Genomic DNA, 13,215 nt, shown 5'->3' with positions numbered 1-13,215 from the left:
AACAAAGCTTTCCCTTTAACAAAGCTGCTTGGGTTCATAGATCCAAGGTGACATAGTTAAAGTAATTAGGACAAACGCTTAGAAACGCCTGTTTTTTCGGTAAGACTAGATTTTGATTGGTGAATTTATGAATGAATATTTGTTTTTATTAAATAATTTGCTTCGGCCTTTAGAAGAAAAAAATAAAGCAATTGCTGTTTCTTTATTTTCGGGAGGTGGTGGCTTAGATTTAGGGTTATCTTGGGCCGGCTTTGATATTAAATATGCTAACGATACTGTAACCTCTTATTGCCATACCATTGCTTACAATTTTCCTCATTGTATAGCCGAAACCAAAGATATCCGCACTGTAACCGGCGCAGAAATTAAAGACAAAATCAAAGAAAATTCGATTACCCTGTTGGCCGGCGGGCCCCCCTGTCAAGCCTTCAGTATTTTAGGACAGCGGGGTTCCTTTTCGGATGCACGGGGACAGCTAGTTTTTGAATATATCCGCTTGGTGAATGAATTACAACCGGCAGCCTTTATTTTTGAAAATGTGCCTGGTTTATTAACCTTAAATAAAGGCAAAGATTGGCAGAAATTACTTTCATATTTTCAAGAAAAAACCGGCTATTTTATCCAACAGCCGCAAGTATTAAATGCCGCAAATTATGGAGTACCGCAAATTCGTAAACGGGTATTTGTCGTAGGGTTTCGGCAAGAAAAAATATTTAATTTTCCGCCACCCACACACCCAGACTCAGCAAACTGGATACCAGCAAAGTTAGCCTTAGAAGATGTCGAAAATTTACCAAATCACGAGATTAGAATTCATGGCGATAGAGTGAGAGAAAGGTATGAAAAACTAGCCCCAGGAAGCCGAGATAAAATAGATCATAGCGATAGAATTAATCCTGAAAAACCCTCACGCACAGTGTTAGTAGGTTCCGCTGGGGGTGGGGGTAGACCACATATTCATCCTTATTTTCCCCGCCATATTACAGTCAGAGAAGCGGCGCGTTTGCAGTCGTTTCCTGATTGGTATAAATTTTTAGGAACAACAACAGCACAATACCGGCAAGTAGGAAACGCAGTACCGCCGTTATTAGCATTAGCTATTGGCAACTCTCTGAAAGAAGCTTTAGAAAAAAACCCTTAAACCCTCAATTACAATCAATTTCTATCTGCGTTCATCTGCTACAGGATGCGGTTAAAATATAAACCGCAGATAAACGCGGATAAACGCAGATATAGAAAAGTAATTTTGGCCAAAAGTTTAATGACCGTTTTTGTCGGCGTATATTTGACTATCAAAAGTCTCTTTGAGTTGCTTTTCTTTGTAGCGTTGGACGATGCGGCGTTCTGGATCTACTCCTTCAAAGGTTGGAGGTATCCAAGCGCGAACAAGGAGAATTGCGGCTAAAACAAGTAAAAAGGCACCGGTGGATAATATTTGCACCCATGCTGTTTCTAAGACTCCTCGGACAATAACTTCTCGCAAAACAGACACGATAGAAACTTCCACAGCAACACCAATAGAAATGCGCTGTTCTTGTAAGTAAAGAATCAAAAGGCGAAACAGTTCAACTAGAATCAAGAGAAATAAAATATCGGCTGTGACTTCTTTAAAGTTTAATGGCGGAAGCAGGGAGAAAAACATTTCTCGAAGCTGTAGAACCATGAAGCAAAATAAGCCAATACATAGGGAAATTACGATTAAGTCTTGGATGGTTTCGAGAATTGGAATTACCCAAAAGCGAGTTAACCATTTTTCGGCACGGTTAACGGGTGGTTGTTCTAAGTTGTCCATTTCTAGCACCTCTGGCCTTTGTTTACCGTTCTACTTTATCTTAGTTTTACTTATAAAAAAACCTAAAAATGATTAGCTTTTTATATTGAATGGATTATTTAATTTCGTAGCATGGGTAAGGTTTAAGGCTTTTTCTAGGGCGATATGGTTTGGCTGAGCTTACCTTTTTAAGATATAAGTGCAAGGTATTATGACGGGAAAACTCCAAATTTCAATAGAAATAGTTAATAAATACAATGTAAGTATTACACTAATTAAGTAGCGATTTTTGATGCCGGTGCTAATTATTACGCGGAATTAGCTTAGGATACGATCATGGTTTTTTTTGAGAAGTCCAGAGAAACGCATGGCTGATATTGTGGATATTGCGGTGAGTTCCGACTCGTTTAAGACGCTTGTTACTGCTGTTCAAGCTGCCGGTTTGGTGGAAACGCTGAAAAGTCCGGGCCCGTTTACGGTTTTTGCGCCAACAGATGATGCTTTTGCAAAGCTTCCCCCCGGAACTATACAAACGCTGGTACAAAATATTCCCCAACTTACGAGAATTTTGACTTATCATGTTGTCGCCGGTAAATTAATGAAGGCGGATTTAGAAAAGTTGGGTGTGGTGACTTCGATTGAAGGTGCACCGATTCCAATTGATTGTTCTGATGGTTTTGAAGTGAAAAATGCTACGGTTGTTGCGGGAGATATCGAAGCTGATAATGGGGTTATTCATGTGATAGACAATGTAATTTTAATGGGTTAAATGCAGAATGTAAAAAAACCCGGTTTTAATCAATGACCGGGTTTTTTATTAAGCTTCTTTACATCATCCACAGCGGTTCAACAATTAAGGTAATGCGCTGTATGCCGATTACTCGAACTTTTTGGCCTGGTTCTAAAACAATTTCTGTTTCGCAACGTGCCGGCCACCAGGTTCCTTGAAATCTCACTCTTCCTTTTTTACTAGGGCCCAGGATTGTTTCATCAACAATAGCAATTTCTTCGTGATCTCCGAGTTCTTCGCGGACTCTAAGTTTTGTTCTATGGCAGTTGGGATTTGAGCAATAAGGAGAAACTGAAAATAAATGGCTTATAAAGTGAAACATATCCTAACACCACCTTACTATGCAGAAAATTAAAGTTAATTGCTATGGGTTTTTTTATCCCTACAATTTAACTTTATGATGGTTCTGGAGTTCCTAGACCGGCCGGTATCTCACTATCTGGGGTGGTTTGATTTGCGGGGTGAAACCCTACAACTGGTAACGGTTTGAAGAGAAGAAAAAGTAGACAGTTGACAAATTGGTTTAAAAAAAAACCCCTAACTGGCCGGTTAGGGGGGGTGAATAGCTTAAAAATTTAAAGAGGTTCATTGCAGGCTTTTTGAGGGGTGTGATACCCTGGGGGTAACTCACACCGGCTTGGGGTTTAAGTGACATTTTAAAAGGGCCTCTTGTGTTTTAATAACGACCCAGCGGCCAGTGTGGGGGTCACGGTAGGTGTGAAAAGGGTTTTGTTGCAGTTTGGGGTTTTTGGTAGTAGTCATAATTGCAGAACTCCTGACAAGCATACCCAGTTTTTATGCTTTGCAAATATTGTAGGGCTTTTGTGATTAGTTTTCTGTGAGGATAATAAAGGTTTGATGTGATTGTTGTCAACAAATAGCTGTGATTTTGATCGGGTTTATGCCTGCTGTCTGCCGGTCTGGCATTTTATCGGTGTTTAGCGTCTTTGCTGGTGTTTTCTTCCCCAGCACAGAAAATCTGCTTTTGACTAGACAAAGTACGGAAAATTTTTGTTAACTAGATAGCCATTTAACGGGGAATTAAGGGGGGAGTTTGGTTTCTTTTGTTTTCACTCAGAAATGTGTGAGAAAGAAGCGATAAACGAAAAACCCGGTGTCGTCTTCTTCTAAGCGAAAAGGTACCGGGTTTTTGCTGTGAAGATATGCGGCTTCTTGCTATTTTAAAGTGGCGGCAGCTTGCTTCACCGGCTCTAATAATTCCAAGGGAATATGCAGCATATTAAGAGTAGTGGCTTCGCTGGCTTTAAACTCAGCATTGGGGCCGTGATAATCGCTACCGCCGGTGATAATTAAGTTATATTCTCGACACAATTTTTTGAGGTTTTCTGTTTGGCTAGGAGTATGGTTTGGGTGATAAACTTCAACTCCCATCAAACCGGCTTCTACTAATTCTTTGAGGGTGGTTTCAACGTCACCACCGCGAAATAAATAAGGGTGTGCCCAAACCGGCACCGCACCGCAACTTTTTAAGAGGTTTATTCCATCGGATATGGAGAATTTATCGTAATGAACGTACGCGGGGCCGTCATCTCCTAGCCAGCGGTCGAACGCTTCACGGGAGGAGGAAACGTGGCCGGCTTTTACCAATGCTGAGGCGATGTGAGGGCGTCCGGGTGCCATATTGGCCGGCATTTCTGGTAATTCGATGGGATAGCCTAGTTCTGCAAGTTTTGCTGCCATTTCTTGAGCACGGCGTTTGCGCCCTTCCAGGCGTTCGTGGAGGGGGGCGCGGATTTTTTCGGCATCAGGGTAAAATCCAAGTATATGTAGTGAGCGCCCATTATGGACGGTACTAAGTTCGAGGCCGGGTACAATTTCTAGGTTGTGAGGTGCGGCGGCGTTGAAGGCGTCATTCCAGCCGGCTACGGTGTCGTGATCGGTGATGGCGAGGGCTTTTACTCCCGCTTTCACAGCTTTATTTACAAGTTCGGTGGGGGTGAGGGTGCCGTCGGAGTAGGTTGTGTGACAGTGGAGTTCTAGCATAATGTGAGAATTGGGGGAAATTGGCTGTTTGTGGATCTATTATGATGGTTTTTTTGGCCGGTGGTTGGGTGGTTGCCGTTTTTCTCCACAGAAATCAATAGTTTCGAGTTAGCTTCTGCCAAGGATTTCTTTTATTTTATTTAAAAAAGCTTCACCGGCCACAATAGCTTCTTGCGCTTCCTCTGGTAAAACATGACGACTTTCCCCATAATCTCCGATGCTTCGCAATTCAAATAGCCAGTTTAAATTTTTGCCATATTCTTTTTCAATAATTCCGGTTTTTACAAAGTCTTTATGAATCGCTTTAATCACGCTTCTATGTTGTTTAAAGCGCAAACCTTGGGATAAAATTGCTGCGATTGCTGCATAAAAGGCTGTGTAGTAAGCACGGGAGGCAGCAAAATCAAAATATCCCGCCGCTGCTAATATTTTCGCTGCCTGGATTGACTCTTCGGCTCGTTCAAGGTTAACAGATATTTCAGACTCGTAGGAGTTAGTCACAGCATAACTCCTTCTTCTTTGGCGTTTCGGTAAAGTTGGATAGCGCCATTCTCGAATTCATCAATTGATGCCGGTTTAGCTGAAATTAAATAATCTGATTCCAATTGGACGATATAAAGAATGTCTACAATCATCCTTAATTCTTTGAAATAATCAAACGGTTGTTTAAGCAAGACAAGCAAATCTATATCGCTATCTGCTCTTGCTTGATGGCGAGCAAATGATCCGTAAAGTATAACCCCGGCAAGTTTATCACCGTAGTGATTTTTGAGGATGTTTTTACATTTTTCTGCAATGGAATTCATAACACTAAATTGAGTAATTTCTGGGATATTTATAGTTTACTCTATAGGCCGGTGAGGATAGGTTTAGACAAAACCAAAAAAAGAGTTAATCGATAAGAATTACGACTAACTCCACCCTTAATCTAGGGGCGATGCAGAGGTGCCGCCCCCAAATTTCCTACAACCCAATCAACTCCCCATTCCCCTCAACAACCTCACCAATTACCCAAGCAGAAGAAAACCGGCCCACAACCTCATCCGCCAAATTTCTTGGCACCACCAACACAAACCCAATCCCCATATTAAACGTATTATACATATCCGTCATACTCACATTACCCACCTCAGCCAACCAACGAAACACCGCCGGTACATCCCAACTACCGGCATCAACCCGAATAGACTGCCCCTCACCCAAACAACGCGGCAAATTTTCCGGCAAACCACCGCCGGTAATATGCGCCATCCCGTGAATTTCCAACGCCCTCCGCGCCTCCAAAACCTCACGCACATAGATCCGAGTTGGAGTCAAAAACACATCTCCCAAAGTACCGCCTAACCCATCAATCGTATCTCCCCAATTAAAATTACCATCACTCACAATTTTTCTAACTAAACTATAGCCATTGCTATGTATTCCAGAACTTGGCAAACCAACCGCTACATCCCCAACTCTCACTTGAGAACCATTCAATAACTCACTTTTCTCGCCAATTCCCACACAAAACCCAGCCAAATCATACTCCCCAGCCCCATAAAATCCAGGCATCTCCGCTGTTTCACCGCCCAGCAAAGCACATCCCGCCTGCCGGCACCCCTCCGCAATTCCCGCTACAACCTGCGTCAACTGCTCCTGATTTAACTTGCCGGTCGCCAAATAATCCAAAAAAAACAACGGTTCGGCACCCGAAGTGAGAACATCATTCACACACATTGCTACCAAATCAATCCCCACTGTATCATGCCGATCAAGCTGATGAGCAACTTTTAACTTAGTCCCCACCCCATCCGTACCCGACACCAAAACCGGCTCTTTATAGCCCCCCGGTATCTGAAAAAATCCACTAAAACCACCCAAACCCCCCAGCACCCCAGGCCGGTGAGTGCTATTCACTAAACCGCGAATTTGATTCACAAACGCACGACCCGCCTCTACATCAACACCGGCTTCCCGATAATCCATGCTTAAAAACCTCAAAACATTATTGCCGCAAGCATTTTACCCCTCATTGCACCCACCTGGTAAACCCAAACCCCAGCAACCGCCCCACCCCACAAACCGGCTCCAATAATTGTAAAGATTTGTTAAAGATTTAAAAAATAAAAAAATCCTTAAAACCTTGATTAACAAACAGGTTCAGCTAAAAAAGCCCAAAGAGCAAATTTAAAAATTCTGTAAACTTACCGCCAAAGTCGAGGATATGCTGATCCCCAAATCAAAAACTTCGTGTTAATCTGTTGCAGTTCCCGCATTCAAAGCGAACACGGAACAAGTACGAGAAACTGCGGTGCATCAAAGCGCAAAAATCACACACAACTTTGCGACAAATATGCCAACAAAACCCAGCGCTTCGCGCCGACTCGCGTACCGAATGCAAAAGCTCTTCACAAAAAACCTTATGAAACATAAACTCTGGAGTAGTCTAACCGCCGCCATGCTGATAACAGCCATCGGGCAGATACCAGCCACCCACGCGGAAACCAACCAAACAGAAAACCAAACCAAAGAGGCTAAAACACCTCAAACCGAAAAACCAAACAACCCGCAAGCAGCCAACTCAACAACCACCGAAAAACCAGTAAAAACGGCATTAAACAGCCAAAATCCAACAGAAAAAGCCGAGATTGCCAAAATACACTCCCACATCCTCACAGGCAGGCAAGCAGCAACACTCTACATCCGAAACATCCCCGTCCTGACCTTTTTGGGAAACAGCCTCAACAAATCTCAATCGATCACTCCACCAGGGAAACGTCAAATCATCTACGGGCTGCAAAACACAGATTCCGCAACAAAAGCCTCGAATACCGGCACAAATAATCCTAAAGGCGAAAACCAAGCCTACCAAAGCCAATCCGACGATCCCGTCCGGCGAGCCAGCGAGATAGCCGCCGAAATCAACAAAATTAGCCGCCAAAACCTCGACTTAAACAGCATCAGCGTCATTCCTGAAAAAGGCGACACCTACCTCATCAAAATCAACAACCAAAACCTAGTCGCCATAGACTCTGCAACCATTCTCCCAGACACAACCCTAAACCGCGCAGAAGACGCCCTCCAAGCCACAAACCGCCTGCGCCGGCTTCTAGCAGACGCCCCACCCATAAGCGAAATCCCCGGACGGCCACGACAACAAACAGCCGTCAACCCCTATCAAACCAACACCAATCAAGTCTCCTACAGCGTCCAGCAACCCTCCACCAACACGCAGGTACTCTCCCGCATCAGTGGTTGGGCTTCCTGGTACGGCCCCGGTTTTCACGGCAATACCAGCGCTTCTGGCGAAATTTTCAACCAAAATGACCTCACCGCTGCTCATAAAGAATTACCCTTTGGCACTTTTGTGAGAGTCACAAACCTTGATAACGGGCTCTCCGTTATCGTTCGGATCAATGATCGTGGCCCTTATGTTGGTGATCGGATCATTGACCTTTCTGCCGGTGCAGCCCAAGCTATCGGTATGATGGGTAGTGGAGTCGCGCCGGTGAGCGTCGAAATTCTCGGCACCCAAAACTCACTCGCTCTACCAAACCGTTAATCTATGCCTTTGCTCTGCTACCTTTCAAATTTAATCTAGGCTGGGCTTAGCCTTACAAATGAAAACCTCGATCAACCAGCCGGTGGCAGAGCAAGCATACAGTTAAAATATTTTCCCCCAAGTGATCTAAACGCTACAATACTGACTGGCAAAAAACGAACACTTGGGGGAGAAGGCGTGCGCCTGTACACCACAGTTGCAGCATTACGCAGCTATATCAAACAACAAAGAACCGCCGCTGCATTGACAACCGGCAGCATCCAGCCCACCGGCATCGCCCTTGTCCCCACAATGGGAGCCCTGCATATCGGTCATCTCAGCCTCATCGAGCGAGCCAAACAAGAAAACAGCACTGTCATTGTCAGCATTTTTGTCAATCCCTTACAATTTGGCCCCAAGGAAGATTTCCACAAATATCCCCGCACTCTCGAACAAGACCGGCAACTCTGTGAAAAGGCCGGTGTAGACATCATTTTTGCCCCCACCCCCCAAGAACTCGGCCTCAGTTCCTCTCTTGCTAAGGCCGGTGAAACCAACCAACCGCTTACCCAAGTTTTCCCACCGGCCTCAATGACATCTGTTCTCTGCGGTCGCTTTCGTCCGGGCCATTTTCAAGGCGTCGCCACCATCGTCACTAAGTTATTTAATCTTGTACAGCCAGACCGTGCTTATTTTGGCCAAAAAGATGCTCAACAAGTTGCCATTATTCAGCGGATGGTCGAGCATTTAAATATTCCTGTGGAAATTGTTCCTTGTCCTATTATTCGAGAGCCCTCTGGGCTGGCTTGCAGTTCTCGCAATAAATATTTATCTGATCAAGAAAAAGACATTGCACCGGCTCTATACCGCAGCTTGCTTGCTGCTGAACAAAGTTTTAAGGCCGGTGATCACACTGCGTCTGCTATGATCGCATCTGTGAAAAACGAGTTGATGAAGTTTGCCCAAATTCAACTCGAATATATTGAATTAGTTGATCCTATTACTCTGATGCCTTTAGAAAAAATTGAGGAGGTCGGACTGTTAGCCCTGGCAGCCCGCCTTGGTTCTACGCGCTTAATAGATAATATAGTGTTGCAAAACCGGCAGCCGATTGTTGCTATTGATGGCCCTGCCGGTGCCGGGAAATCTACTGTCGCCAGTATGGTTGCCAAAGCTTTGGGACTTTTATATTTAGACACCGGCGCCATGTATAGGGCGGTAACTTGGCTTGTGTTGCAATCAAAAATTCCTTTAAATGATGAACCGGCTATTGCTGAACTGGTAAGCCGGTGTGAAATCACCTTTGCCAGCCCAAATAACAATCTGGCCGGTGATTCTGGTTCACCTAGTCAAATTTTTATTAACGGTGAGAATGTTACACAAGTGATCCGCTCTTTGGAAGTAACCGCTCATGTTTCTGCGGTTTCGGCGTTGTCGGCGGTGCGTCAAGTGCTGGTGAAACAGCAACAAAGTATAGGAAAAAAAGGCGGTTTAGTTGCAGAAGGACGGGATATTGGGACGCACGTTTTTCCTGATGCAGAGTTGAAGATTTTTTTGACGGCTTCGGCAAAGGAACGGGCACGGCGGCGGTTGACGGATCTGCAAAAGCAAGATCAGGAAACCATAACAATAGAAAAGCTGGAAGCTGATATCAAAGAACGAGATCGCAAAGACAGTACGCGCTCTGTTTCGCCTCTGCGGAAAGCGGCTGATGCTATTGAAATTGTAACGGATGGGTTGACAATTCCTGAAGTGGTGAACAGGATTGTTAATTGTTACCTTTCTCGCAGTTGATTAGCAATCATTATAGTCATTGGTCATTTGTCATTGGTCATTTGTCATTGGTCAAAGGAGGGTTTTTAGCGATTGTTAACGAAGTGTAATATGCGACACCCGACTAAAGGATAAAGGTGGTGTATATTCGGTGCATAGCGATTAGTGGGAGGAGTGCTAGTTTTGTGGCATATAACAATTCGTTAGCAAGGCAACAAAAAGTTATTGTTGGCCTTGGGGCTGCTATTGGCAGTTTTGTGATGGGTGCTATGTTTCCGCTTTATACAACTTTATTAGAAGATGTACAGTTACCGGAGCGGGCGTTCTGGGAGCTAGAAACTAAAGCTTTTGAGAAGTCACCTACTGTGCAAGTTGCCGTTCAGCAGCGGGTGGATGGTTTTACAAGCACTGTGGTTGAACTGCAAAAGGAAAAGGAAAAGCGTTTGACTTTTGCGACACCGGCTCATTTTGCAGGGAAAACTATTGAAGATGTGAAACTTAGCGCTAAGCAAAAGGTTATTGCTTTGACTTTTGATGATGGCCCTTGGCCGGGAACAGCGCCAATTTTAGATGTTTTGAAGAAGAATAAAGTCAAGGGTACGTTTTTTGTGATTGGCCGGCATCTGCAACTGTATCCCGATATGGCCCGTCGCGTTGTGGCGGAAGGTCATGCTTTGGGAAATCATACTTGGAATCACCATTATCACAATGTAGGTACCGAAACGGCTGCTAAGGAAATTGAGGATACGGCGGCGCTGATTTATAAAACCACCGGCGCGAAAACCAGTTTCTTTCGGCCACCGGGAGGGGTTTTGACGAACGGTTTGGCAGATTATGCTAAGTCCCAAAAAATGACGGTGGCTATGTGGTCTAGTGATTCTCAGGAGTCTTCTCAGCCTTCGCAGGAACAGCTTATTAAGAATGTTCTCAGCAGTGCGAAGTCTGGGGGAATTGTTTTGATGCACGATGGCGGCGGTGAGCGTTCTACAACTTTGAGGGCGTTACCTGTGATTATTGCTGAGTTGAGAAAGCAGGGTTATACGTTTGTGACGGTGCCGGAGTTGTTGGAGTTGAAGGATAAGGAGCTTAAGGCTGAGGCGGCAGCTAAGGCTAAGTTTACAAAGCCGACTTCTGTTAAACCTAAGCCCGTTAAGCCGGTGGAGCCATCAAGAGCGGTTCCAAGGTCTTTACATCGTTAATTTGTTTTTTGCTGAATCCCGGTTTCCTAGGCGAAACCGGGTTTTTTTTGGCTCTGTATATATCTGGGACAAATGCGTCACTGTTGGCACTGCCCCTACAAAGCTAGGGGGGTTAACCGTATTTATTACAGGTTGACGGGCTTGGCAAGAGTTTGTTACATTTATTTACATAAAGGTAAACAAATGTTAAGAGGCAAAATAAATGGCTACTATGATTATTTTGGGTTGTTTGATTGTGGCCGGTTGGGGCGCTGCGGCGGTGTTGGGCACTCAAGCGTACTTCCGGGGTGAGCAGTCTAAGCCTATTCATGCCCGTAATTGGGATTCTGATCAGTTTGAGACGTTGGCGGAGTCTGTGACTGGCACGAAAATTGACTATAGTGAGCGGGTGCCGGGTTATCCGATTGATGTTGCCGGTGTGAATTAATTTATTAGCGATGTTTGGGTTTGGATGCCGGTGTTTTTGGGGCTAAAGCCCAACTACATACTTATTTTCTATTATTTGGCTCCCCTTTTTGGGAGTCTTTTTTTTGTTTGTTTTGTTTAAATTGCCATTCTTTTATAAAGAGGAAAAACGTTACCGCTGCTACTAAACCCCATACTAAACTCGATTTTTTTATAAAGAGGAAAAATGATCCTACTGCTACTAAACCCCATACCAAACTCAATTTTTTTCTAGGTAGTAAAAACGTTCCCGCTGCTATTCCACCAAATACCAAACTCCATAAAATTGATTGGGTAAAGGGATGGAATTTATGGGCGTTTGGATGCCAAGGTGGTAATAATGGTTGTTCTGCTTTTATTAATGGATAGCTAGTAGCAACAACACCGGCAGTTGCCATTCCTGCACCGACAACCGCTATTTTAACGTTTAACTCGCGGTTGTCCTCTGCGTCTTGTTTGCTGCTGTTTTGAATTTCTGTTTGCAAGTCGAGTAATGAGTGTTGTAAATTGCGGCTTTCTGTTACCTGTTGGATTAAAGTTTCTTGAATTTTTCTCTCGGCTTCTACTTGCTCAATCTCAAGATTAGCGCGAATTGTCGCCACCATTTCTTGAAATAAATTTTGCCCTGCCATTAGGTAATTTATATCGGCTTCTAATTGCTTTTGGTACTTATTTTGGGCTAACTCTAAAAAACTTTCCCACAATTCCAAATTATCATCGGGCAATTTTAAGCGTTGAATATCTTTTAAACTTTCTGCAAAATTGTCAGTGTTGATCGTGATGGTGTTGTAGCATTCTTGCAAATAACGTAAGGATTGCCGGTAATTAAAACCTTCTTTGAGGATTTCTTTTAATAATTCTCGATATTTTTGCAACCGGCTTTCTTGTTCTGATTCTTGGGTGATTGCGTCAAAGTCGGGTATCTTTTTTTCTAGGATTTTGGCTATGTTTTGCCCTTCTGCGTAGTGTTTTCTCCCTTGGAAATAGGCATACAATACTTTGCGCCGGTAGAGTAGCAGAGTTCGCAAGTATGAATCAAATTCTTTTGTTACCAGTGCTAAAGTGTCTGGGTGGAGTTTCAGCCAAACTAAAATATGGCAGTTTTGTAGGGGGTTTAATTGCCGGTTATCGTACTCAAAAATCGGGCTGCCTAAGAGTTCGCCCTCGTTGACAAATTGAGGTAGTTGTGTTATGTGATTTTGAATTAAATCTTGAATGCAAGTGTCGGCAAGTTTGCGGTAATTATCAAAAACTGCCGGTTCTGCATAAAGCAAAATTGTTTGCCCAAAGGTGGCTTTTATAGTAGGTTGTAATAAACAGCTATCGGGGTTGAATTCGGTTAGGTTGCCGGTGGGAATTGGGGTTTGTTTGTCTTTGCAAAAAAGGGTTAATTCGGCAATGTAAATATCTTGTGCTTTTTGTGCGCGAAATGAGCCTTTTAGTGGCTGGTTTTCTGGTTGAGATAATTTTAAAGATTTGCCATCCTTCAGGAGTGAATATTCCCACTCGTTTAGGTTGTTGAGTTTTAGCTTATTCTGTAGGTTTTCCAATTCAGAAAAATATAGTTTATTCGCGGCAAACTCAACATTTACCCACACATCATCTGCATTTTGGGCGGGTTTTTGATAGCCTTCGTCTGCTGCATCTCTTAGCTGAAATGCGTAGAGGGTGAGAATGGGGTTTTTAATTTGTGCCGGTGTTGTCATAATTT

The 13,215-nt window shown here is 43.8% G+C and carries 13 protein-coding genes; 6 read left to right on the top strand and 7 right to left on the bottom strand.

The genetic code is table 11. The annotated features are described in order from the left end of the window. Positions 1-112 precede the first annotated feature (112 nt). Positions 113-1,141 carry a DNA cytosine methyltransferase gene (locus NG798_RS10520; RefSeq protein WP_261222466.1) on the top strand — a complete coding sequence of 343 codons (1,029 nt, stop codon included), beginning with the start codon at positions 113-115 and terminating at the stop codon, positions 1,139-1,141. Between the two features lie 117 nt (positions 1,142-1,258). Here the strand turns inward: NG798_RS10520 and NG798_RS10515 are convergent, their stop codons facing one another. Beyond that, complete coding sequence (locus NG798_RS10515; RefSeq protein ID WP_261222465.1) at positions 1,259-1,792, bottom strand: phosphate-starvation-inducible PsiE family protein; 534 nt, start codon at positions 1,790-1,792, stop codon at positions 1,259-1,261. A 346-nt stretch (positions 1,793-2,138) separates the two neighbouring features. On the opposite strand from NG798_RS10515, the gene NG798_RS10510 reads away from it, so the two are divergent. Next, complete coding sequence (locus tag NG798_RS10510; protein WP_261222464.1) at positions 2,139-2,540, top strand: fasciclin domain-containing protein; 402 nt, start codon at positions 2,139-2,141, stop codon at positions 2,538-2,540. A 58-nt stretch (positions 2,541-2,598) separates the two neighbouring features. On the opposite strand, the gene NG798_RS10505 is transcribed toward NG798_RS10510, so the two are convergent. The 5 genes from NG798_RS10505 to purM all read right to left on the bottom strand — a co-directional run bounded on the left by NG798_RS10505 (position 2,599) and on the right by purM (position 6,533). Then, positions 2,599-2,883: an NfeD family protein gene (locus tag NG798_RS10505; protein ID WP_261222463.1), complete on the bottom strand. Its 285-nt coding sequence runs from the start codon at positions 2,881-2,883 to the stop codon at positions 2,599-2,601. A gap of 854 nt (positions 2,884-3,737) precedes the next feature. Continuing rightward, the gene (locus tag NG798_RS10500; protein WP_261222462.1) at positions 3,738-4,565 is read right to left on the bottom strand and encodes a PHP domain-containing protein; all 828 of its coding nucleotides are present in this window, start codon (positions 4,563-4,565) and stop codon (positions 3,738-3,740) included. 108 nt (positions 4,566-4,673) lie between these two features. Then, positions 4,674-5,066 (bottom strand): HEPN domain-containing protein, encoded by a 393-nt coding sequence (locus NG798_RS10495; RefSeq protein WP_261222461.1) that lies wholly within the window; start codon positions 5,064-5,066, stop codon positions 4,674-4,676. After that, the gene (locus NG798_RS10490; protein WP_261222460.1) at positions 5,063-5,371 is read right to left on the bottom strand and encodes a nucleotidyltransferase domain-containing protein; all 309 of its coding nucleotides are present in this window, start codon (positions 5,369-5,371) and stop codon (positions 5,063-5,065) included. Before NG798_RS10490 ends, NG798_RS10495 begins: the two co-directional genes overlap by 4 nt. A gap of 157 nt (positions 5,372-5,528) precedes the next feature. Then, on the bottom strand, positions 5,529-6,533 hold the full coding sequence (purM, locus tag NG798_RS10485; RefSeq protein WP_261222459.1) for a phosphoribosylformylglycinamidine cyclo-ligase: 1,005 nt from the start codon (positions 6,531-6,533) through the stop codon (positions 5,529-5,531). Positions 6,534-6,969: 436 nt separating this feature from the next. Between purM and NG798_RS10480 the strand changes: the two genes are divergently transcribed. The 4 genes from NG798_RS10480 to NG798_RS10465 all read left to right on the top strand — a co-directional run bounded on the left by NG798_RS10480 (position 6,970) and on the right by NG798_RS10465 (position 11,487). Then, positions 6,970-8,109 (top strand): septal ring lytic transglycosylase RlpA family protein, encoded by a 1,140-nt coding sequence (locus NG798_RS10480; protein WP_261222458.1) that lies wholly within the window; start codon positions 6,970-6,972, stop codon positions 8,107-8,109. A gap of 177 nt (positions 8,110-8,286) precedes the next feature. Continuing rightward, on the top strand, positions 8,287-9,882 hold the full coding sequence (locus NG798_RS10475; RefSeq protein ID WP_261222457.1) for a bifunctional pantoate--beta-alanine ligase/(d)CMP kinase: 1,596 nt from the start codon (positions 8,287-8,289) through the stop codon (positions 9,880-9,882). A 164-nt stretch (positions 9,883-10,046) separates the two neighbouring features. Next, entirely contained in the window at positions 10,047-11,060 is a 1,014-nt protein-coding gene (locus tag NG798_RS10470) for a polysaccharide deacetylase family protein (RefSeq protein WP_261222456.1), read from the top strand. A 211-nt stretch (positions 11,061-11,271) separates the two neighbouring features. After that, positions 11,272-11,487 (top strand): photosystem II protein, Psb35-related, encoded by a 216-nt coding sequence (locus tag NG798_RS10465; RefSeq protein WP_261222625.1) that lies wholly within the window; start codon positions 11,272-11,274, stop codon positions 11,485-11,487. A gap of 61 nt (positions 11,488-11,548) precedes the next feature. On the opposite strand, the gene NG798_RS10460 is transcribed toward NG798_RS10465, so the two are convergent. Beyond that, positions 11,549-13,210 carry a hypothetical protein gene (locus NG798_RS10460; RefSeq protein WP_261222455.1) on the bottom strand — a complete coding sequence of 554 codons (1,662 nt, stop codon included), beginning with the start codon at positions 13,208-13,210 and terminating at the stop codon, positions 11,549-11,551. Between the last annotated feature and the right edge of the window lie 5 nt (positions 13,211-13,215).

It is taken from the genome of Ancylothrix sp. D3o (assembly GCF_025370775.1).
Classification (GTDB): Bacteria; Cyanobacteriota; Cyanobacteriia; order Cyanobacteriales; family Oscillatoriaceae; genus Ancylothrix.
The sequence above is the reverse complement of the archived record's forward strand: the minus strand, read 5'-3'. Positions and strand labels throughout refer to the sequence as shown.